Origin of the sequence: Micromonospora sp. NPDC093244 (genome assembly GCF_040683695.1) — a bacterium.
Lineage (GTDB): Bacteria > Actinomycetota > Actinomycetes > Mycobacteriales > Micromonosporaceae > Micromonospora.
The window spans coordinates 940,653-961,455 of record NZ_JBFBEO010000001.1 but is presented as its reverse complement, the minus strand read 5'-3'; the positions used below and the strand labels follow the sequence as shown (position 1 = coordinate 961,455).

The window sequence follows — 20,803 nt, the reverse complement described above, 5'->3', positions numbered from 1 at the left end:
GATCCCGCCGGCTGAGCGATCGCGGGCTCGCCGTGGCCTTCATCTCCCCCGCGATGCTGCTGTTGCTCGCCATGTCGGTGTTCCCGTTGCTGTGGGCGTTGTACCTGTCCTTCACCGACTACTCGGCCACCCGTGGCGGCCCTGCGAACTTCATCGGGTTCGGGAACTACACGGCCATCCTGACCTCGGCGCAGGTCCACCAGAGGGCCCTGACGACGTTGATCTACGTGGTCGGCGCGGTCGGTCTGCAGACCGTGCTCGGTTTCGGCATCGCCTACCTGATCTCGCGACGCACGCACGGGCGAGGAGTGCTGACCACGCTGTTCCTGGTGCCGATGATGCTGTCGCCGGTCGTGGTCGGGCTGTTCTGGCGATTCATGCTGGACGCTCAGTTCGGCGTGGTCAACAGCATGCTCGGCTCGGTCGGTCTGGGGCAGGTGGAGTGGCTCACCCGGCAGCGAACGGCACTGCTTTCCCTGATTGTGGTGGACACCTGGCAGTGGACGCCGTTCATCATGCTCATCGCCCTCGCGGGCCTCACCGCGGTGCCCAAGTACCTGTACGAGGCCGCCTCGATCGACCGGGCGTCCGAGTGGTTCCGGTTCCGCACCATCACTCTTCCGCTGGTGTGGCCGCTGCTCCTCATTGCCGTGATGTTCCGGGCCATCGAGGCCTTCCGGCTGTTCGACCTCGTCTACATCCTCACCAACGGCGGCCCGGGCGTCTCCACCGAGACGATGTCGTTCCACATCTACAAGGTCGCGTTCCTGGGCTTCAACACCGGAACCGCCTCGGCGTACGGAATCCTCCTGGTCCTCGTCGTGATCATCCTGACGCAGCTCTACCTGCGCTACCTGAACAAGCTCAAGGAGGGCTGATGGCCGTCTCCGTCGACGAGGCCGTGTCCACAGGTCCCGCCCGGGATGAGGCGCCCCCCGCGCGCCGCCTCGGCGGCCGGGGCCGATCCGGGCTGGAGGTCGCGTTGCTGACCGTGCTGGCCGTCGTGATGCTCTTTCCGGTGCTGTGGATGATCACGACGTCCATCAAGGAGAACAGGGACGTCTACGCCATCCCGGCCAAGTTCTTCGGCTTCACGGTCACCATGGACCATTTCAAGGACGTGTTCGTCGCCCCCGACGGCGGCCGCTCGGCCCTGTCCGTCGCGTTCCTCAACTCGGTAGTGGTCGCCGGGGTCTCCACGGTGCTGGCCACCGTGCTGGGCGTCCCGGCGGCCTGGGCCTACTCACGCTTCGCCGTGAGGGCCAAGAAGGACCAACTGTTCTTCATCCTGTCCACCCGCTTCATGCCGCCCGTGGTGGTCGTGATTCCGATCTTCCTCATGTATCGCCAGGTCGGACTCATCGACTCCAAGCTCGGCCTGATCCTCATCTATGCCGCGTTCAACGTCCCGTTCACGATCTGGATGATGAAGGGGTTCATCGACGAGGTGCCCGCCGAGTACGAGGACGCCGCGATGCTCGACGGCTACACCCGATTGCAGGCGTTCTGGCGGTACACCCTGCCGCTGCTCGTGCCCGGCATCGCCGCGACGGCCGTCTTCGCCCTCATCTTCTCGTGGAACGAGTTCGTGTTCGCCATCTTCCTCACCTCCAGTGACGGTGTGCGGACGGCCCCACCGGCAATCGCCGGCCTCATCGGCGGCACCACCACGGACTGGGGTCTCGTGGCCGCCGCCTCCGTGGTGTTCGCCCTACCGGTGCTCGTCTTCGCCTACCTGGTGCGCAGGCACCTCATCGCCGGCGTGACGCTCGGGGCGGTGCGACGCTGATGGCGGGCATCGAGGTGACAGCCCTGCACAAGCGCTACCCGGACGGGACGGTCGCGGTCGACCACGTGGACCTGTCCATCGACGATGGCGAGCTGTTCGTGATGCTCGGCCCCTCGGGTTGCGGCAAGACGACCACGCTGCGGGCCATCGCCGGCCTGGAGAGGCAGACGACAGGCGACATCCGCATCGGTGACACCCTCGTCAACGACCTGCCGCCCGCCGAGCGCGACATCGCCATGGTGTTCCAGTTCTACGCGCTCTACCCGCATCTGCGGACCCGCGACAACCTGGCGTTCCCCCTGCGGGCCGAGGGGCTGCCCAAGCAGGAGGTGCACGCGCGGGTCGCCGAGGCCGCCCGGCTGATGCGGCTCGGTCCGCTCCTGGACCGGCGACCACGCCAGCTGTCCGGCGGGGAGCAGCAGCGTGTCGCGCTCGCTCGCGCCCTGGTGCGACGGCCCCGCGCATTCCTCATGGACGAACCCCTCACCAATCTGGACGCGGAGCTGAGGGCGGACATGCGCACGGAGATCAAGCACCTCCAGGGAGAGCTGGGGGCGACGATGGTCTACGTCACCCACGACCAGGTCGAGGCGATGTCGCTCGGTCACCGCATCGCCATCCTCAACAAGGGCCGCGTCGAGCAGATCGGCACGCCGCTCGAGGTCTACGAGCGTCCGGCGAGCCTCTTCTGCGCCGCGTTCATCGGCTCCCCGCCGATGAACCTCATCGAGGTGGAGGTGGCCGACGGGAAGCTGCGCAGTCAGGGCGGACTCGTCCTCACGCCACCGCCGGGCCTGCCGCGCGACAGCCGCCTGGTCGCGGGCGTCCGACCGGAGGCGCTGGAAGTCACCGCACCGGGGGCCGAACTGTCGGTCCCGGCCCGCGTGGTCTCGGCGGAGTGGCTGGGCGACGAAATCATCTACGTGGTCGACCACAGCGGCCAGCGCGACGTACGGGTTCGGATGCCACCGACCGTCCGTTTCGCCGCTGACGCGAAAGTCGGGCTGCGGCACACCGGCGGAACCCCGGCGGTCTACGACGTGCGCACGGAAGAGCTGGTGGCCTGATGGGAACCGTGACGGCGCACGGGCTGCGCAAGTCCTTCGGCAAGGTCCAGGCCCTGGACGGGGTGACGCTTGACGTGCCGGACGGTTCGTTCTTCGTCGTGCTCGGGCCCTCCGGGGCAGGCAAGACGACGACCCTGCGGGCGATCGCCGGCCTGGAGAAGCTCGACGCCGGGTCGGTGCAGCTGGACGGGAGGGACGCGACAGGTGACACCCCGGCCGCACGCGACCTGGCCATGGTCTTCCAGAGCTACGCCCTCTATCCGCGACACACGGTGTACGAGAACATCGCCTCGCCGCTGCGGGCCCGCCGCCGTTCGTCGAGCGAGATCGCCGCCGCCGTCGAGCAGATGTCGAGCCTGCTGCACATCGAACGGCTGCTGCAACGTCGTCCCGCGCAGTTGTCGGGCGGTGAGATGCAGCGTGTCGCCCTGGCCCGGGCGCTGGTCCGTCGTCCGCGCGCGTTTCTCATGGACGAGCCGCTGACGAACCTCGACCTCAAGCTCCGCGTCGAGATGCGCACCGAGCTCACACGCATCCACCGGAGCCTCGGAGCGACATTCGTCTACGTGACGAACGACCAGGTCGAGGCCCTGTCCATGGCCGACCAGGTAGCGGTCCTCAAGGAGGGCAGGGTGCAACAGGTCGGAACGCCGACCGAGGTGTACGAGCGTCCCGCCAACAGGTGGGTCGCCGGATTCGTCGGGAGCCCACCGATCAGCCTGCTGGCCTGCCGCGCCGAGGGAGATCGTCTGGTCGGCGCGGACGGCTGGACGCTGCCGCGACCCCACTGGACCACGGCTGAGGACGGTCGTGCGCTGCTGCTGGGCCTACGCGCGGAGGACCTCTCCGTCGAGCAGCGCGGGCACGCGTCGTTGTCCGGGGAGCTCTACGGGCTCGAGCCGCTCGGTGACCGGACGGTGGTCGACGTCCGGGTGGGGACGGAGATCCTCAAGGTCAAGGCTCGACCCACGGTCACCGGTACGCCCGGCGAGCGGCTGCACGTCGCGGTCGACCTGGACCGTGCGCACCTGTTCGACGCGGGCACCGGGCTGTCGCTGTCCGAGGCTGGGCGGTAACCGCGCCGGGAGAACCACCCTCGACCCACTCGGCAACCCTGCCCCACGAGGGCGGGCGGCCCGTCCGGCCACGAGCACCGCGCGGTCGCTGGGGCTCGCCGGACATCACCAGGAAGAGCACCAGGAGGCGACGTAGTGACTGACCCGACGAACGTCCTGGCCCCCGAGCACCGCCGGCTGCGCATCGGCGACGTCTGGCGCGACGCCGCGAGCGGAGCCACCTTTGCCGTCGAGGACCCGGCCACCGGAAAGACCATCGCCGAGGTGGCGGACGCCGACGTCGTCGACGGGCTCGCCGCTCTGGACGCGGCGACTACGGCGATGGCGCAGTGGGCGGCGACCCCGCCGCGGAAACGGTCGGAGTTGTTGACCGCGACGTACCGGGCACTTACCGAACGATCCGAGGAGGTCGCCCGGCTGATCACGCTCGAGATGGGCAAGCCGCTCGTCGAGGCTCGGGCGGAGGTGGCGTACGGCGCCGAGTTCTTCAGGTGGTTCGCCGAGGAGGCGGTACGCGTCGAGGGGCGCTACAGCACCGCTCCCGCAGGCGGATATCGCATCCTCACCGTGCCGAAGCCGGTCGGACCGTGCGTCTTCGTGACGCCGTGGAACTTCCCGTTGGCCATGGGCGCCCGCAAGATCGCCCCCGCGCTGGCGGCGGGCTGTACGACGATCACCAAGCCGGCAGCCCAGACGCCACTGACCATGCTGTTCCTGGCCCGCATCATGCAGGAGGTGGGCGTACCCCCGGGGGTCGTCAACGTGGTGACCACCAAGCGTTCCGGCGCTGTGGTCTCCGCGCTGCTGGCCGACGGTCGGACCCGCAAGCTCTCGTTCACCGGGTCGACCGAGGTCGGGCGTGTGCTGCTCCGACAGGCCGCTGACAACGTGCTGCGTACCTCGATGGAACTGGGCGGCAACGCGGCCCTGATCGTGTGTGCGGACGCCGACCTGGACGTCGCCCTCGACGGCGCCATGGTGGCCAAGATGCGCAACATCGGGGAGTCCTGCGTCGCGGCCAACCGGATCTACGTCGAGGAGCCGGTGCGCGAGGAGTTCACGGCGCGCTTCGCCGAGCGGATGGGCGCGCTGACGGTGGGCCATGGTCTCGACGACGGCGTGGACGTCGGGGCGCTGATCGACGAGGCCTCGGTCGCCACGATCGACGAGCTCGTCGCCGACGCGGTCGAGCGCGGCGCACGGGTCCTGGTGGGTGGCGAGCGTCCGGACGGGCCGGGCCACTTCTACCCGCCCACGGTCCTCGTCGACGTACCCGAAGACGCGCGGCTGCTGAAGGCGGAGATCTTCGGCCCGGTGGCACCGATCATCTCGTTCACGTCCGACGACGAGGTGCTGGCGAAGGCCAACGACACCGAGCACGGCCTGGTCGGGTACGTCTTCACCCGTGACCTGCACCGGGCGCTCCGGTTCGTCGAGGGCCTGGAGACGGGGATGGTCGGCGTCAACCGCGGACTGATATCGGACCCGTCAGCTCCGTTCGGAGGCGTGAAGCAGTCAGGGATCGGCAAGGAGGGGTCGCACGAGGGCATCCTCGAGTACCTCGACCTCACCTACGCGGCGATCGACCTCCCGTGACCGGCCTGCTGCTCCGGGCGCCCACCGAGGATCACTGCGCCCTATGCACCCACGACGCCGACGTTCCGGAGAGGCACTGACATGCTTGAGACCGTCCGCGGACCACGCCAACTGATAGTGGGCGAAGGGGTCGCGCAGAACATCCCACGGGTGGTGGCCGAGAGCGGCTCCCGGGTCCTCATCGTTACCGACCAGGTTCTCCTGGGGCAGCCGGGTGTGGCCGAGATCGTGGCCGCCGTGCGGGAGAAGGTCGACGTCGTCGAGGTGTTCTCCGACGCGACTCCGGACGTGCCACTCGCCGATGTCGCGGTGGCCGTCTCGGTCGCCGCCGAGGTGGACGCCGACGTGATCCTCGCCATTGGGGGTGGCACGGTGATCGACCTCGCCAAAATCGTCGGCGTCATCAGGCGCCACGGCGGGACGCCACGCGACTTCTACGGCGAGTCGAAGGTGCCGGGCCCGACGTTTCCTCTGGTCGCGGTCCCGACGACGTCAGGCACCGGCTCCGAGCTCACACCGGTCTCGGTGTTGACCGACCCGGACCGCGAGCTGAAGGTGGGGGTTTCCAGCGTCCACATCGTGCCCGACTTCGCCATCGTCGACCCCGAACTCACCTACACCTGCCCGGCGAGCGTCACCGCGCACTCCGGCATCGACGCGTTCTGTCACGCGGTGGAGAGCTACACCGCGCGACCCCGGGCCCACGGGCCGCGCGACCCGGTGGAGCAGGTCTTCCTCGGCCGCAACCCGATCACCGACCACTACGCGCTCCTGGCTGCGGAGCGGATCGCCCGTAGCCTACGTCGTGCTGTCCGGGACGGAGGCGACACGGACGCGCGCGCGGACATGTCCTACGGGTCCATGCTGGCCGGGCTCGCGTTCTCCCACGCGGGCAACGCGGCCCCGCATGCTCTCCAGTACCCCATCGGCGCAGCCACGCACACGCCGCACGGCCTGGGCGTCGGGCTGCTCCTGCCCTACGCGCTGGACGCGGCAAGGGATGCCATAAGCGACCGGCTGGCCATCCTCGCCGGGGTGTGCGGGCTCGACGTGACCGACGCCTCGGATGCCGAGGCCGCAGATACGTTCCTCACCTGGCTCGACGGGCTCCTCGCCGACATCGGCATCCCTCCCACCCTGGCGGACATCGGCGTGGCACGCGCCGACCTCCCGCGCTTCGCGGAGATGGCCAGTGGCGTCACCCGCCTGATCCAGAACCATCCGGGCCCGACCGACACTGCCAGCCTGACCGCGATCCTCGACGCGGCCTGGGCCGGGGACCGGACCCGACACGTCCTGACTCCGAGCAGAGATAGTGGGCGTCGCTCCACGTCTCGATGAACCGGCTGAGCTGGCGGAGCGCCTTCCATTGAATCCGCTACACCCCGTCGGGTGGTCTCTTAGGCTGCGGGGGCGAGCGCTCAGTTCGATGAGGGCGTCACGGTGGCACTGTGCGGGCTGGTCGTTGGGTGCTCCTCTCGGCGGCCGGACTCTCCCACTACCTCAGTCGCCGTGGAGCTGCCGCGATGGCGCGTCACCCGCGGTTTGTTCGCCGTCAGCGGCCGAGCCCGGCTATCGGTGAGGAGCACCAATGGCTCAGAGCGAACAGCACCGTCCGGAGATCGTCGTCGGACTGGTGGCAACCCCGCCGGACCACCCGGCCCGCGTGGCCGCGCAGCTCGCCGCCGAGTTGGCCGACCGACTGACCGAGCGGGTGAGCGCGGACGTGCGGTGGACTGTCCGGGAAGGCTGGGGAGACGTGGCACCGCGCCGCGACGGCGGCGCCGAGGCCCTGCTCGACGATCTTGCCAGCCGGCGCACCGACGACCGGTGGGATCTCGCAATCTGCCTGACCGACCTGCCGCTGCATGCCGAGCGGGTGCCGCTGGTCGCGCAGATCTCCGCCCGGCGCCAGGTTGCGATGATTTCCCTGCCCGCGCTGGGACTGGCGCAACTGCGAGCGGTCCGCACGGCCGTTCCAGATCTGGTGAGCCGACTGCTGACCGACGCTCCCGACCAGCGGGTGCCGCCGGCCGGCTGGGCGCCGGCCGAGATGACAAGCCGCATCCCCGCCACCCACCGAGTGGTTGGCGAGGCCGACGCCGGTGAGCGGCGCTACGTCGCCTCGGGGCTGATTGGCCGGGTGCGGCTGTTGGCTGGAATGGTGCGAGCCAACCGCCCGGGACGGGCCCTGCTGGGCCTGTCCAAGCTGCTGGTCGGCGCGTTCGGCACGGCCGCGTTTGCGCTCACGACGGACACCATCTGGCAGATGGGCGATGCGCTCGGCGGACTCCGGCTCGCCGTGATCATGCTGCTCGGGCTGACCGCGTTGGTCGTCTGGCTGATCGTCGCGCACGACCTGTGGGAGAAACCAAGCCACGAGACACCGGCTGAGCTGGCACGGCTGTTCAACCTGGGTACGATCCTCACCCTCACTCTGGCCACGGCGGTGTCCTACGTGGTGCTGTTCGTGGGAACGGTGCTCGTCGGGGCGCTGCTGATCGACACCTCCGTGCTGGAACAGGTCTTGGGGCGGCCGGTACATGTCACCGACTATCTGACGCTCGCCTGGATCGCCAGCTCGCTCGCCACGGTCGGCGGCGCGATCGGCTCCGGGCTGGAGAACGAGGAGACGGTCCGAGCCGCCGCCTACGGCTACCATCCCGAACCAGGCGGCTGGCGGGACGAGAAGGACGGCAGCCACAGCGGTAGGTAAGCAGACGCTGGACCTACAACATCTCCAGCGGTTGCGGGCCGGCCGGCGGTGGGAACGCGGTGTCGAGTGCCGTCATGTCCTCCTCGGTCAGCCGCAGGTCGCGCGCTTCCGCGTTCTCCCGGACGTGTTCCGACCTGGACGATCGGGGGATGGCCGCGACCCCCTTCTGCGTCAGCACCCAGGCCAGCGCCACCTGAGCGGGCGTCACCCCGTGCCGGGCGGCGACCTCGGCGATCTGGTCGTGGCCGAGCAGTCGGCCCTGCTCGATCGGCGAGTACGCCATCACCGGGATCCGGTGTTCACGTAGCCACGGCAGCAGGTCGTACTCGGGACCCCGGCGGGTGAGGTTGTACAGGATCTGGTTGGTCGCGCAGTCGTTCCCGCCCGCCTCGATCAGCTCGGTCATGTCGGAAAGATCGAAGTTGCTCACGCCCCACTGCCCGATGTCACCGGCGTCGACGAGTTCGGCGAACGCCTCGATCGTCTCCGCGAGTGGATTCGTGCCACGCCAGTGCAGCAGGTAGAGGTCGATGTGGTCGACGCCGAGTCGTTGCAGGCTGCGGCGGCAGGCCTGCACGGTTCCCTGTCGGCTGGCGTTGGACGGCAGCACCTTGTCGACCAGAAAGACGTCGGCGCGTCGTCCGACGATCGCCTCACCGACGAGTTCCTCGGAGGCGCCGTCACCGTACATCTCCGCAGTGTCGATCATGGACATGCCCAGGTCGATCCCCGTGCGTAGGGCGGCCATCTCGTCCCGCCGCCTCTCGGGGTGCTCGCCCAGGTACCACGTGCCCTGGCCGAGGACGGGCATGGTCTGGCCGGACGGCAGCTCGATCGGTGCAGCGGGGAGGGTCATGGCGACCTTTCCGGAACCTGGGTACCTGTGGGTTGAGTGCGTTACCCGTTGCGTCATGAAGCACTCTCGTGGCGCGACCTTTCTCCGCGTGGGCTCTCTCTGAGCGGCGGGCGTACCTGCGGTTTTGTCCACCCTCGAGTGGTGTTCGGTGGCCAGTTTCCCGGTGCCAACGCCGGGAAGGCGATCACGAGCGAACGATGCGCCGCCGACGGGGCGGCGCCGTGAAGGAAAGGCCGCCCAAATGGCGCAGAGCCAACAGCCACTGACCGGCAAACGAATCGCCTGCCTCGCCGCCGACGGGGTGGAGGACGTCGAGTACACCCAGTCCCGGTCCGCCGCGGAGCAGGCGGGCGCCGAGGTCCACCTGATCTCATTGAATTCCGGCGAGATCCAGTCGATGAACCAGGACATCAACCCGGCCAACCACTATCGGGTGGACCGGACCGTGACCGAGGCCGATGCGGCCGACTACGACGCCCTCCTGTTGCCGGGCGGGACGGTCAACCCCGACCGGCTCCGGATGAACCCACAGGCGATGGACTTCGTCCGCGCGTTCTTTCGGCAACAGAAGCCGGTGGCGGCGATCTGCCACGGCCCCTGGTCGTTGGTCGAAACCGGCATGGTGAACGGCCGGACCGTCACCTCATTCCCGAGCCTGCGCACCGACATCCGCAACGCGGGCGGAAACTGGGTGGACCAACAGGTACAGGTCGACAATGGCCTTGTCACCAGCCGCAACCCCAGCGACCTTCCGGCCTTCTGCGCCAAGATGGTCGAGGTGTTCGGCCAGGGCGAGCACGTCCGCCAGATGGCGACGGCCTGACTGGGCGGGGCTCAGGGTCGGGAGGATCAGCCCGGGGCCTGGGCCCCCACGCCGGCCGACGTCGTCCTGAGCAGCAGGACAGGGATCGCCTCCCATACCGCGACCGATGGACGGGTTGAGGTGGTTTCCGAGGGGTAACCGCGCCTCTACGGGTCGGGCCCCGGACCGTCGTGGACCGAATCGCTCGGCCGGGTGCAACCGGATACGGAGGGCTACCCGTGACTCAACTAGCAACCCGAGGGGCATCCAGAGCCAGGCAGGACGTGCAGCGGCGAGGGCGCCGGCTCGGCTGGATAAGTCTCGGTCTGGGCGTGACACAGCTGGCGGCACCGGACACGGTACGCCGGATCAGCGGAGTGGACGACTCCCCGACGACCCGGACCGTGGTGCCGCTGGTCGGGGCGCGAGAGTTGGTACACGCGGCCGGGCTACTGACGAGCCGGCGAAAGAGCATCTGGGCGTGGACCCGGGTCGCAGGCGACGCGATGGACCTGGCCTCCCTCGGGGTGGCCATCGCCCACCGCAGCGGGCGTCGCCGTCGTCGCCTCGTCGGTGTCACTGGCGCCGTCGTCGGGATCACGGTGGTGGACCTGCTGACCGCCGTGCAGGCCACCCGCGCGAAAAGGATCGGCTCAGCGATGGCGGTACGAGGCTTGTACGGAGGAGGATCCATGGAGCTGACAGCCACGACGACCATCCGCAAACCCCCGCCCAAGGTCTACGCGTTCTGGCGTGACCTGGACAACCTCCCGACGTTCATGGCGCACCTTGAGCAGATCCGCGCCACAGGTGACCGTACGAGCCACTGGTCCGCCAGCGCTCCGTTCGGCAAGAACGTCGAGTGGGATGCGGAGATCGTCGACGAGGCACCCGGCGAGAGGATCTCGTGGCGGTCGACCGGAAACGCGGACGTGCCGAACGCCGGTACGGTCCGGTTCGTGCCCGCCCCGGACGGTGTGAGCACCGAGGTGCACATCGTCATGTCGTACGACGTCCCGGGCGGCGCGGTCGGCAAGGCGGTCGCCAAGTACTTCGGTGAGGAGCCGCACCAGCAGCTCGACGACGACCTGCGCCGGCTCAAGCAGGTACTGGAGACCGGGCAGGTGGTCCGGTCCGAGGGTGCCCCGCGGGGCAAGCGGGCCCGCAAGGAGTTCCCGCAGCGTCCGGCGCAGCCGCTGTCGGATTCCGAGTGGGCGAAGGGGGCAGGCGCGTGAGGGCGAACACCTGGGCGGGCCGCAACAAGGTCAAGGTCCGTGATGTGCCGGACCCGCGGATCCTCAACGACCGGGACGCCATCGTACGGATCACCTCCACCGCCATCTGCGGCTCGGACCTGCACCTGGTCGACGGGTACGTGCCCACGATGCAGGACGGCGACGTCATGGGCCACGAGTTCATGGGCGAAGTGATCGAGGTTGGTCGGGGCGTCGACCCAGGCCGGCTGCGCGTCGGGGACCGGGTCGTCGTGCCGTTCCCGATCGCCTGCGGCGCGTGCGGCGCCTGCGCCGCCGAGCTGTACTCCTGCTGCGAGAACTCCAACCCCAACGCCGGGATCGCGGAGAAGATGTTCGGTCACCCGGTCGCCGGGATCTTCGGCTATTCGCATCTGACCGGCGGCTTCGCGGGCGGTCAGGCGCAGTACGCGCGTGTGCCGTTCGCCGATGTCGGTCCGCTGAAGATCGAGTCGGACCTGACCGATGAGCAGGTGCTGTTCCTCTCCGACATCCTGCCCACCGGCTACATGGGCGCCGAGATGTGCGACATCCAGTCCACCGACGTGGTGGCGGTGTGGGGCGCCGGCCCGGTCGGCCAGTTCGCGATGGACAGCGCCCGGGCGCTCGGCGCCGCGAAGGTCATCGCCATCGACAAAGAGCCGTACCGGCTGCAGATGGCCGAACGGGCGGGCCACACGCCTGTGAACTTCGAGGAGGTGGACGTGCGGTCCCGGCTGCTGGAACTGACCGGTGGGCGGGGACCGGACAAGTGCATCGACGCGGTCGGCATGGAGGCCAGCCACGGTGCCGCACACGTGCACGCCTACGACCGGATCAAGCAGGCAGTCCGCTCGGAGACCGAGCGCCCGCACGCGCTGCGGCAGGCGATCCTGTCCTGCCGCAGCGGCGGCATCGTCTCGGTCATCGGCGTGTACGGCGGCTTCCTCGACAAGTTCCCCGCCGGGGCATGGATGAACCGGGCGCTGACCCTGCGTACCGGTCAATGCCACGTGCAGCGCTACATGAGGCCGCTGCTGCAGCGCATCGAACGCGGGGAGATCGACCCGACCCGGGTCATCACCCACACCCTGCCGCTCGACCAGGCAGAACGCGGCTTCGAGATCTTCAAGAACAAGCAGGACAACTGCGAGAAGGTCGTCCTCAAACCCTGACCGCGATCCGCATCCGGCCACCGGGACGTGCCCGGTGGCCGGATGCGTCGTCCGGTCCGGAGGCGCCCGGTCCGCAGGACGTCCGGCATTCCCGATCTGGATGTCCGGCCGTTTGCCACAGGCGGCCCAGGGTAGGCGCAGCCGATGAGCGTGCCAGAGGCAGACCTAGGCACCCGGTCAGACACCAGCCGCGCGGTGGCGTTCAGCGACGCCATCTTCGCCATCATCATCACGTTGCTGGTCCTGGACCTCCGGGTACCTGACGTTCCCCCTGGCCGCCTCCTGTCCGGCCTTTTGGAGCAGTGGCCCTCGTACATCGCATATCTCGCGTCCTACTCGTATGTGGCCGTCGTCTGGCTCAACCACAAGGCGACGTTCAACCGCATCAAGCAGGCCGATCGCGGGCTTCACTGGGTGAACCTCTTCGTGCTGTTCAGCACGGCGCTGCTGCCGTTCCCGACCATCGTCGTGTCGGACGCGCTGCAGGAACACAACAACACGGACCAGCGGGTGGCCGTTGCCTTCTACGCGTTGATCGGCGCAATGCTGTGCGCGGCGTGGCTGGCGTTCTTCCACTATCTGGCCCGGAACCCCGACCTGCTGAAGGAACAGGTTTCAAGGACGCCTTCTTTCGCGCCGAGCGGGTCCGTGCCCTCACCGGGGTCGTCCTGTACATCCTCGCGGGTGTGGTCGGCTACCTCGTCGCGCCGTTGATCGGGCTGGCCATCTTCCTCGTTCTGCCCGTCTTCTACGCCATCACCAGCGCCGGCCTGTACCAGTCGCCAGTGACCCGACGTATCACCCACGGTCCTCCGCCACCAACCTGAGGGCGGACGAGCCGCCGTTTCACCCCGACGGCGGCGGGTACCCGCCGCAATCCGGTTCGAGAGGGGATCCGAGGTGAACTACAGCGAGTTCATTCAGTCTGTGGCAGCACGACCGAAGGTTCCGCCCGAGAAGGCCGAACCGATCACCCGCGCCACGCTTGAGACCGTGGCAAGACGGGTCACCGGTGGCCAGGCGAGGGACCTCGCCTCGCAACTCCCCGAAGAGCTACGCGGCCTGGTGTCCAGGCCCACCGAAGACCCGGAACGGTTCGGCCTCACCGAATTCTTGGAACGGGTGCAGTCCCGGGCAGGGGTGGATCGCCAGGTGGCCACCGACGGAGCGCGAGCGGTGCTGGATACCCTCCGTGAGGCCGCCAGCGCAAAGGAGTACGGGGACTTTGTCGACCAGTTGCCGCAGGAGTTCTGGCAGTTGACCGGGCCGGGGTCGGGACAGCTCCAGCCCCGCCGGATCGGCACCTAGGCCACACCTGCAGGCGGGGCCCGAGGAGTGCGGAATGGCCGAAACGGAGAGCCGGAACACGCGCGCGGGGGTCACGATTGGCCCAGATTGGTGACCAGATTGACGGCGACGGCCAGGATGCCAGTTCCGAAGGTGTAGGAGAGCAGCGCATGCCCGAGCGCGATCCGGCGCACGCGGTTGCTTGTCGGTTCGTTCTCGCCCGGGGCGTAGGACATGCCGACCGTGAAGGCGACGTACGCGAAGTCGGCGTACGCCGGTGGATCTTCCTGCTTGAAGTCGATACCGCCGTCGTGGCGGTAGTAGAGCCGGGCGTATTTCAGTGCGAAGACCGTATTCACCAGTGCCCACGCCAGGACCACCGCGACGACGCTGAGAATCACCAGCGTGACAGCCTTGATGTCCTGCTGGTTCGAGGCGCGGATGAGCGCCTCGGCCACGGCGACAAGGCTGATGCCGGACGCGATCAGGATCGCCACATCGGTGGACCGGGACTGCTGCTCCGCCTCGGCAAGCTGCTCGGTACGACCTGGGCTCGCCGGCCAGCAGGCCCGCCACGCCCAGACGAGGATCGTGCCCGCCGCGATCGTCCAGATCACCAGCGGCGTCAATTCCGGCGCCCCGACCAGCGCGGTGGCGGTCCCTGCGACGACACCGACGGCTAACGACCACAGGGAACGCCTGACCGACAGCAGTCGTCCCCGCGCCGGTCGTCCCGATTGCTGCTCCATGCGTCAAGCGTTTCAGCTCATACGGATCATCTGGGGAATACCCGAAGCGATTACCGGATCAGGTTGTCGATATCCGGAATCGTGGAGGCTCACCGAAAGCGAATGTCCATCACCCGCAAGGGCCCGCGGGTCAGGTTTGGTACTGACTGCGGGTGCGGGGCAGCCACTGGGGATGATGGTCGCGCAGGTAGGCGACGAGTCCCTCGCGCAGGTCGCAGCGTAGGTCCCAGGCGCTGGCACCGTCGGCAGCCGAGGCCTGTACCTGGATGACCACCGTCTGAGGTGTGGAGTCGACCATCTGGAGCACCCACTGGTGGCGGTCCCACAGCGGTGAGGACTCGACCAGCCGGCGCGCCTCCCAGCGCAGGTCGTCGAGGTCGGCGGTGTGGTCGACATGGATCTGGACTTTGCCGACGACCCGAGACTCGTTGCGGGTCCAGTTTTGAAACGGCCGTTCGGTGAAGTACGTGGTCGGCAGGATGAGCATCCGCTCGTCCCACAGCCGAATCACCACGTTTGTCAGCTTCACCTCCTCAACCCGGCCCCATTCGCCGTCGATCACCAGCACGTCGCCGACATGCAGACCGTCGGCGAAGGCGACCTGGACACCGGCGAACGCGTTGCCGAGCGCGGTTCGGGCGGACAGGCCGATCAAGGCGCCAACCACTCCCGCCGACGTCAGTACGGAGACGCCGAAAAGGCGTACCGGCCGGAAGGTGATCAGGATCAGGCCGATCGCGACGATCGTGACCACGGCGACGGTGAGTCGCCGCACGGGACGGATCTGGGTGCGGGCTCGCCGGATCCGCCGGCTGGCGATTTCGTCGGCCGGTAGTCGGTGGAACACTATCGACTCGACGACGTGCAGTGCCCTGATTACCAGCCATGCCCCGGATGCGACAAGCGCTATCGCGGCGGTGTGCCGCAGAGTACGTTGCCACCCGGCCGGCCCCGTCGGCAGCGCGTAGTACAGCACCCCGGCCAGGAGGAACGCTGCCGCCGGGCGGCGGCAGGCTAGCCGCAGCGGCTCCAGCAGCCACTTGTAACCGCCGTGGGCCAAGCGGCGGACCAGCACGCCGAAGACCAGGTCCACAACCACCGCCGCAACCAGCGCAGCTACTACGATCAACGCGGTTCGCATCAGAGGCTGTTCACCGTAGTCCGCGATGTCAGCTTCCCGCGGCTCCCTGCCCAGTCCACCGCCTCAGGGTGCCACCCTGTCCGGTGGTACGCGGCCAACATCGGCGAACAACCGGAGGCTGCACCGTGGCGATCCACGTTGCCGTTCTTGGGAAGCAGACCCCAGGTGCGGGCAAGCGCGTCTCGTCTCCGACTCTCGGTGTGAGGTGATGTCGACACGCCGCCTGATCTCCTCTCGGGCGTGCTCACCAACGCCGCTTTGGGCGACGAGCAGGTCAAGGCCCTGGTGTACGTCGACGCGTACCTCCCGGACGAGCACGAGCGGTACTGCGATCATGACGAGTCGTCGGATGAGCGTGACCGGCTCACCGCACGGACATGCCGTCGCCGCTCCGGAGCTGACGCGAGGCGCCGGCCGCCGCCGCCCGGGCTGCCTCTGGGCTGGGGGCGGCCAGGGCCGCCTCGGCGATCTGGCGGCACTCGTCCAGGGTGTGCGCGGCCAGGGACTCGCGCACCGCCGGGATGCTGCGGGGCGCCATCGACAGGCTGGTGATGCCCAGGCCTGCCAAGACCACTGCGAAATCGGGATCCGCGGCGGCCTCTCCGCACACACCAACTGGCTTGCCCGCCTCCACACCGGCTGCCGCGCAGGAGGCGAGGAGCGCGATAAGCGCGGGCTGCCACGGGTCGAGCAGGTCAGCGAGGTCGCCGCACATGCGGTCAGCGGCGAACGTGTACTGGCTGAGGTCGTTGGTGCCGACGCTGAGGAAGTCCACGTGGCGCAGCACCTGGCTGGCGCGCAGGGCCGCGGCCGGCACCTCGATCATCACGCCGGCGGTCGACAGACCATGCTCCCGGCAGGACTCGGCGAACGCGGCCGCCTCCGCCGCCGTGGCGACCATCGGCGCCATCACCCAGACGTCGGCGTCCGCCGCCGCAGCCGCCGCCGCGATCGCGGCCAGCTGCGTGGTGAGCACGGCGGGTGTCTGCCGCGCGACCCGCAGACCGCGGATGCCCAGCGCAGGGTTGGGTTCATCGGCCAGACGCAGGAACGGCAGCGGCTTGTCGGCGCCGGCGTCGAGGGTGCGCACGACGATCTTGCGGCCGGGCAGCGCGGCGAAGACGTCGCGATACGCGGCGACCTGCTCTTCGTGCGACGGCGGATCGCTGCGGTCAAGGTAGAGCAGTTCGGTGCGGAACAGGCCAACGCCTTCAACCTCGCCGGTGAGGTCGCGGGCGGAGCCGATGTTGGCCAGGAGCGCGATGGGATGGCCGTCTGCGGTCCGCCCCGGGCCTTGGGAGCGGGCGCGGCGTTCGATCTCCGCGAGTCGGTCCGCATTGACAGTGGTCACCGTCTCAGCGGAGACGCCGGCCACCACAAGGCCGCTCGCACCGTCGAGAGTGGCAAGCGCGCCGTCGGTCACGTCCAGGATGCCCGCGCAGCGGACCACGGCCGGGATACCGAGGGTCCGGGCCAGGATCGCGGTGTGGCTGGTCGGCCCGCCCTCGGCCGTGACCAGACCCAGCACCAGGCCCGGTTCGAGGCCTGCGGTGTCGGCGGGCGCCAGGTCGCGGGCGATGAGCAGGTACGGATGGCCCGGGTCCGGCACGCCCGGCATCGGTAGCCCCAGGCACGCGGCGACGAGGCGGTCCCGCAGGTCGTCCAGGTCGCTGACCCGCTCGGCGAGGTACCCGCCCGCCGCCTCGAAGGCGGCCCGATGCACGGCGAGCACGTCGGCTATGGCGTGCGGCGCGTCCACACCGCCGTCGATGGCGATGTCGGCCGCGTCGATGAGCGTCTCGTCCTGCGCCATCATCACCTGAGCGCGCAGGACCTCGGCTGCGGTCGCGTCCAGGGCGGTGTCGGCGCGACGGGTCAGGTCGACGGCGACGGCGAGGACGGCCGCCCGCACGGCTGCCTTCTCGGCCTCGGGATCAATGGTCTGCGCCAACGGCGGCAGGGCCGGAGGCGGGGCCAGCCGGTAGACCGGCCCCGCCGCACCACCGGGGCTGGCCCCGATCCCCCGAAGCTCACGCATCGGCGGCGTCCAGATCACGTTCGAGGAGGTCAGCCAGGGTGTCGACGGCGTCCTGCGCGCCGTCGCCGTCGGCCTCCAGGGTGACCTCGGTGCCCTTCTTGGCGCCGAGCGACAGCACGGCGAGCATGCTGCGGGCCGGCACGGGTTTCTTGTCGCCGGTGCGGATGGTGACAAGCATCGGCTGCTTTGCCGCCTCGGCGACGAACAGCGCCGCCGGGCGGGCGTGCAGCCCGCTGGCGGAGCCGACGAGGACTGTTCTGGTGGGCAACGGATCCTCCTACGGTTCGATCGTCACCTTGATCGCTTCGCCGCGCGCCACGATGCCGAAGGCGTCGAGGGCACGGTCGAGCGGCAGGCGGTGGGTGATGAGATCGGCGACAGGCACGGAGCCGTTGGCGATGAGTCGCAGCGCTTCCTTGTTGTGCTCCGGGCTGGAGCCGTTGGCACCGACGATCGTCAGTTCGCGGTAGTGCACGAGGTTGGAGTCCAGGGAGATGAGCGGCTTGTCCTTCGGCAGTCCGCCGAAGAAGCTGATCCGGCCCTGCCGCGCGGTCATCTGCACCGCCTGCTCCTGGGCCACGCCAGCGGCCGTTGCGGTGATGACGACGTCCGCGCCCCGGCCCTCGGTGAGCTTGAGCACCGCGTCGACGACGTCGGTCTCGGCGCCGCAGATCGCCGCGTCCGGTCGCACCAGGTTGGCGGCCAGGTCGAGGCGTTCGCGGTTGAGGTCGACGAGGAAGACACGGGCCGCGCCGCGCGCCCGCGCCAGACGGACGTGCAGGCAGCCGATCGGCCCGGAGCCCACGACGACCACGTCGTCGCCCTCCCCCACACCGGCGAGGTTCTGGCCGTTGAGGACGCAGGCGAGCGGCTCGGCGACGGACGCCTCGGCGAAGCTGAGTTCCTCGGGGATCCGGTTCAGCCCGTCGACGGCGAGGACGTTGTGCGGCACGATCGCGTACTCGGCGAACCCGCCGTCGAAGTGGTATCCCATCGACACCTGGTTGGGGCACACGGTCATCCGGCCGCGCCGGCACTCGGCGCACGTACCGCACGGGATGGCGGCGATGACCTGGACCCTGTCCCCCGGCCGCCAGCCCGTGACGTCGCCGCCGACTTCGGTGATCTCGCCGGCGATCTCGTGGCCCATGACCCGAGGCGGCGCGATGTGGTGGTGACCGAAGCGGGAGATCTTCACGTCGGTGCCGCAGGTGGAGCAGGCCCGGACGCGGATCTTCACGTCGGTGGGGCCTGGCGTGGGCTCGGGCGCGTCCTCGATGCGGACGTCACCTGGCGCGTGGAATCGGACGACCTTCACAGTGGCTTCCCTTCGAGGATGGTGATCACGTCATCGGCGCTCGTCGACTCTCGTAGCCGCTGCGCCTGGTCCGGGTCCATCAGCACCGAGGCGAGCTGGGCCAGGATGTCCACGTGCCCGTCCCCGGCTGCGGCGATGGCGACGCAGACCCGCACGTCGAAGCCGTCCCAGTCGACGCCGTCCGGGAAGCGCAGCACCGCCAGGGCATCGCGCTGGACCGACTCCTTGCTGTTCAGCGTGCCGTGCGGGATGGCGACGCCCTCCCCGATGTAGGTGGAGACGCTCTGCTCGCGGGCGAGCATCGCGTCCACGTACGCCGGGGCGACCGCGCCGATCTCGACGAGCACGGCCCCGCAGCGGCGGATCGCCTCGTCCCGCGATCCGGCCCGCTCGTCGAGCCGGATCGCGTCTCGGGCCAGCAGATCAGCCACTCAGCTCACCACCGCGCTGCACCGCGTTCACCACCCGGGTGACGGCCGGATCGCCGATGAACACCTGGATCGGCACGATCACCGTGTCGGGCGCGCTGGCCCGGGCCCGCGCGGCGAGCCCCTGGTGGCAGATGACCACGTCCGCGTCCGCCGGGATCGAGTTGACCGGCGTGTGCTCGACCGTCACCGCGCTCTTCGCCAGTTGCCGCCGTAGCTGGCTGGCCAGCATCACACTGCTGCCCATGCCGGCGTCGCAGGCGACGATCACCTTCTTGATCTGAGTGCCGTTGATGATGGGCATGGTGGTCAGACCTCCTGCTTCGCCGGCTTGTTGGGGGCGTTGTCCGGGTCGACGACGGGCTGCCCGTCCGGGCGGACGACCCGCTCCTCGTCCGGGCGGACAACCGTCTCCTCGTCCGGGCCGACCGCGTCCGCGGGGGGCTCGCCGCGACCGAAGCCGAGCAGGGCCGAGGCGACCGCGAAGCTGACGGCGGCGGCGATCACGATGCCGAGGATGACCCCGAAGTAGTCGCCCTTGGGGGTGACCGCCAGGTAGGCGAAGATGCTGCCCGGCGAGGGGGTGGCGACCAGGCCGGCACCGGTGATCATGAAGGTGCCGACGCCGGCCGCGCCACCGGCGATCACGGCGAGGATCAGCTTCGGCTTCATCAGCACGTACGGGAAGTAGATCTCGTGGATGCCGCCGAGGAACTGCACGATGATCGCGGCCGGGGTGCTGGGGCGCAGCGCGCGGGGGCCGAAGACCATGAAGGCGAGCAGCAGGCCGAGGCCGGGACCGGGGTTCGACTCGATCATGAACAGGATCGACTTGCCCTTGTCGGCCGCCTCGGCGATGCCCAGCGGGCCGAACACGCCATGGTTGATGGCGTTGTTGAGGAAGAGCACCTTGGCGGGTTCGACGAGCACCGAGGTCAGCGGCAGCAGATCCTTGTCGACGAGCCAGTCGACACCCGAGCCGGCCTGCTTGGTGAGCCACTCGACCACAGGGCCGATGCCGTAGACACCGCCGATGGCCATCGCGGCGCCAATGATGCCCGCGCTGAAGTTGTCGACGAGCATCTCGAAGCCGGGCCGGATCTTGTCCTCGACCAGACCGTCGAAGAGCTTGAGGAGGTAGGCGGTGAGCGGGCCGATGATCATCGCGCCGAGGATCATCGGCACGTCCGCGCCGACGACGAGGCCCATGGTCGCCACCGCGCCCACGACGGCACCGCGCTGGCCGTGGACCAGCCGGCCGCCGGTGTAGCCGATGAGCACCGGCAGCAGGATGCTGATCATCGGGCCGACCAGTTCGGCCAGGGTCTTGTTGGGGATCCAGCCGGTCGGGATGAACAGTGCGGTGATCAGGCCCCAGGCGATGAACGCGCCGATGTTGGGCATGACCATCGCGGCCAGGTAACCGCCGAGGCGTTGCACGGTGGCTTTGAAGCCCTGGCCCTGCACCGCTGGTGTGTAGGAGGAGGAGGTCACGGGGGTATCTCCTTCTGAAAGGGGTGGTCCAGACGGCCG

The 20,803-nt window shown here is 69.2% G+C and carries 21 protein-coding genes; 12 read left to right on the top strand and 9 right to left on the bottom strand.

Going from position 1 to position 20,803, the window contains the following annotated elements:
* Window positions 1–32: 32 nt before the first annotated feature.
* The 7 genes from AB0N27_RS04365 (at window position 33) to AB0N27_RS04335 (ending at window position 8,244) form a co-directional block, all read left to right on the top strand.
* Window positions 33–878: a sugar ABC transporter permease gene (locus tag AB0N27_RS04365; RefSeq protein ID WP_364362971.1), complete on the top strand. Its 846-nt coding sequence runs from the start codon at window positions 33–35 to the stop codon at window positions 876–878.
* A complete protein-coding gene (locus AB0N27_RS04360; protein WP_364362969.1) occupies window positions 878–1,789 on the top strand; it encodes a carbohydrate ABC transporter permease in 912 nt (303 codons plus the stop codon). Before AB0N27_RS04365 ends, AB0N27_RS04360 begins: the two co-directional genes overlap by 1 nt.
* Window positions 1,789–2,856, top strand: coding sequence for an ABC transporter ATP-binding protein (locus tag AB0N27_RS04355; protein WP_364362967.1), 1,068 nt, complete (start codon window positions 1,789–1,791; stop codon window positions 2,854–2,856). Before AB0N27_RS04360 ends, AB0N27_RS04355 begins: the two co-directional genes overlap by 1 nt.
* Complete coding sequence (locus tag AB0N27_RS04350) at window positions 2,856–3,932, top strand: ABC transporter ATP-binding protein (protein ID WP_364362965.1); 1,077 nt, start codon at window positions 2,856–2,858, stop codon at window positions 3,930–3,932. The genes AB0N27_RS04355 and AB0N27_RS04350 overlap by 1 nt, the downstream gene beginning before the upstream one ends.
* 135 nt (window positions 3,933–4,067) lie before the next feature.
* Window positions 4,068–5,528: an NAD-dependent succinate-semialdehyde dehydrogenase gene (locus tag AB0N27_RS04345; protein WP_364362962.1), complete on the top strand. Its 1,461-nt coding sequence runs from the start codon at window positions 4,068–4,070 to the stop codon at window positions 5,526–5,528.
* An 81-nt stretch (window positions 5,529–5,609) separates the two neighbouring features.
* Window positions 5,610–6,869: an iron-containing alcohol dehydrogenase gene (locus tag AB0N27_RS04340; protein WP_364362960.1), complete on the top strand. Its 1,260-nt coding sequence runs from the start codon at window positions 5,610–5,612 to the stop codon at window positions 6,867–6,869.
* 250 nt (window positions 6,870–7,119) lie between these two features.
* Window positions 7,120–8,244: a hypothetical protein gene (locus AB0N27_RS04335; RefSeq protein ID WP_364362958.1), complete on the top strand. Its 1,125-nt coding sequence runs from the start codon at window positions 7,120–7,122 to the stop codon at window positions 8,242–8,244.
* A gap of 13 nt (window positions 8,245–8,257) precedes the next feature.
* Here the strand turns inward: AB0N27_RS04335 and AB0N27_RS04330 are convergent, their stop codons facing one another.
* Window positions 8,258–9,100: an aldo/keto reductase gene (locus tag AB0N27_RS04330; RefSeq protein ID WP_364362956.1), complete on the bottom strand. Its 843-nt coding sequence runs from the start codon at window positions 9,098–9,100 to the stop codon at window positions 8,258–8,260.
* A 241-nt stretch (window positions 9,101–9,341) separates the two neighbouring features.
* Between AB0N27_RS04330 and AB0N27_RS04325 the strand changes: the two genes are divergently transcribed.
* The 5 genes from AB0N27_RS04325 (at window position 9,342) to AB0N27_RS04305 (ending at window position 13,617) form a co-directional block, all read left to right on the top strand.
* The gene (locus tag AB0N27_RS04325; RefSeq protein ID WP_364362954.1) at window positions 9,342–9,923 is read left to right on the top strand and encodes a type 1 glutamine amidotransferase domain-containing protein; all 582 of its coding nucleotides are present in this window, start codon (window positions 9,342–9,344) and stop codon (window positions 9,921–9,923) included.
* 311 nt (window positions 9,924–10,234) lie between these two features.
* Window positions 10,235–11,137 (top strand): SRPBCC family protein, encoded by a 903-nt coding sequence (locus tag AB0N27_RS04320; protein WP_364362952.1) that lies wholly within the window; start codon window positions 10,235–10,237, stop codon window positions 11,135–11,137.
* Window positions 11,134–12,309 (top strand): zinc-dependent alcohol dehydrogenase, encoded by a 1,176-nt coding sequence (locus AB0N27_RS04315; protein WP_364362950.1) that lies wholly within the window; start codon window positions 11,134–11,136, stop codon window positions 12,307–12,309. Before AB0N27_RS04320 ends, AB0N27_RS04315 begins: the two co-directional genes overlap by 4 nt.
* Before the next feature lie 144 nt (window positions 12,310–12,453).
* Window positions 12,454–13,023 carry a TMEM175 family protein gene (locus AB0N27_RS04310; protein WP_364362948.1) on the top strand — a complete coding sequence of 190 codons (570 nt, stop codon included), beginning with the start codon at window positions 12,454–12,456 and terminating at the stop codon, window positions 13,021–13,023.
* A gap of 186 nt (window positions 13,024–13,209) precedes the next feature.
* Window positions 13,210–13,617: a DUF2267 domain-containing protein gene (locus AB0N27_RS04305; protein WP_364362946.1), complete on the top strand. Its 408-nt coding sequence runs from the start codon at window positions 13,210–13,212 to the stop codon at window positions 13,615–13,617.
* A gap of 71 nt (window positions 13,618–13,688) precedes the next feature.
* On the opposite strand, the gene AB0N27_RS04300 is transcribed toward AB0N27_RS04305, so the two are convergent.
* The 8 genes from AB0N27_RS04300 to AB0N27_RS04265 all read right to left on the bottom strand — a co-directional run bounded on the left by AB0N27_RS04300 (window position 13,689) and on the right by AB0N27_RS04265 (window position 20,764).
* On the bottom strand, window positions 13,689–14,345 hold the full coding sequence (locus AB0N27_RS04300) for a DUF1345 domain-containing protein (RefSeq protein ID WP_364362944.1): 657 nt from the start codon (window positions 14,343–14,345) through the stop codon (window positions 13,689–13,691).
* Window positions 14,346–14,475: 130 nt separating this feature from the next.
* Window positions 14,476–15,444: a mechanosensitive ion channel domain-containing protein gene (locus AB0N27_RS04295; protein ID WP_364362942.1), complete on the bottom strand. Its 969-nt coding sequence runs from the start codon at window positions 15,442–15,444 to the stop codon at window positions 14,476–14,478.
* Between the two features lie 406 nt (window positions 15,445–15,850).
* Window positions 15,851–17,524 carry a phosphoenolpyruvate--protein phosphotransferase gene (gene ptsP, locus AB0N27_RS04290; protein ID WP_364362939.1) on the bottom strand — a complete coding sequence of 558 codons (1,674 nt, stop codon included), beginning with the start codon at window positions 17,522–17,524 and terminating at the stop codon, window positions 15,851–15,853.
* On the bottom strand, window positions 17,517–17,792 hold the full coding sequence (locus AB0N27_RS04285; RefSeq protein ID WP_222957770.1) for an HPr family phosphocarrier protein: 276 nt from the start codon (window positions 17,790–17,792) through the stop codon (window positions 17,517–17,519). The genes ptsP and AB0N27_RS04285 overlap by 8 nt, the downstream gene beginning before the upstream one ends.
* A 9-nt stretch (window positions 17,793–17,801) precedes the next feature.
* Window positions 17,802–18,842, bottom strand: a complete 1,041-nt coding sequence (locus tag AB0N27_RS04280) for a zinc-dependent dehydrogenase (protein WP_364362937.1) — start codon at window positions 18,840–18,842, stop codon at window positions 17,802–17,804.
* Window positions 18,839–19,273, bottom strand: a complete 435-nt coding sequence (locus AB0N27_RS04275) for a PTS sugar transporter subunit IIA (RefSeq protein ID WP_357983593.1) — start codon at window positions 19,271–19,273, stop codon at window positions 18,839–18,841. Before AB0N27_RS04275 ends, AB0N27_RS04280 begins: the two co-directional genes overlap by 4 nt.
* Window positions 19,266–19,574, bottom strand: coding sequence for a PTS lactose transporter subunit IIB (locus AB0N27_RS04270; protein ID WP_364362934.1), 309 nt, complete (start codon window positions 19,572–19,574; stop codon window positions 19,266–19,268). Before AB0N27_RS04270 ends, AB0N27_RS04275 begins: the two co-directional genes overlap by 8 nt.
* Before the next feature lie 5 nt (window positions 19,575–19,579).
* On the bottom strand, window positions 19,580–20,764 hold the full coding sequence (locus tag AB0N27_RS04265) for a PTS mannitol transporter subunit IICB (protein WP_364362932.1): 1,185 nt from the start codon (window positions 20,762–20,764) through the stop codon (window positions 19,580–19,582).
* Between the last annotated feature and the right edge of the window lie 39 nt (window positions 20,765–20,803).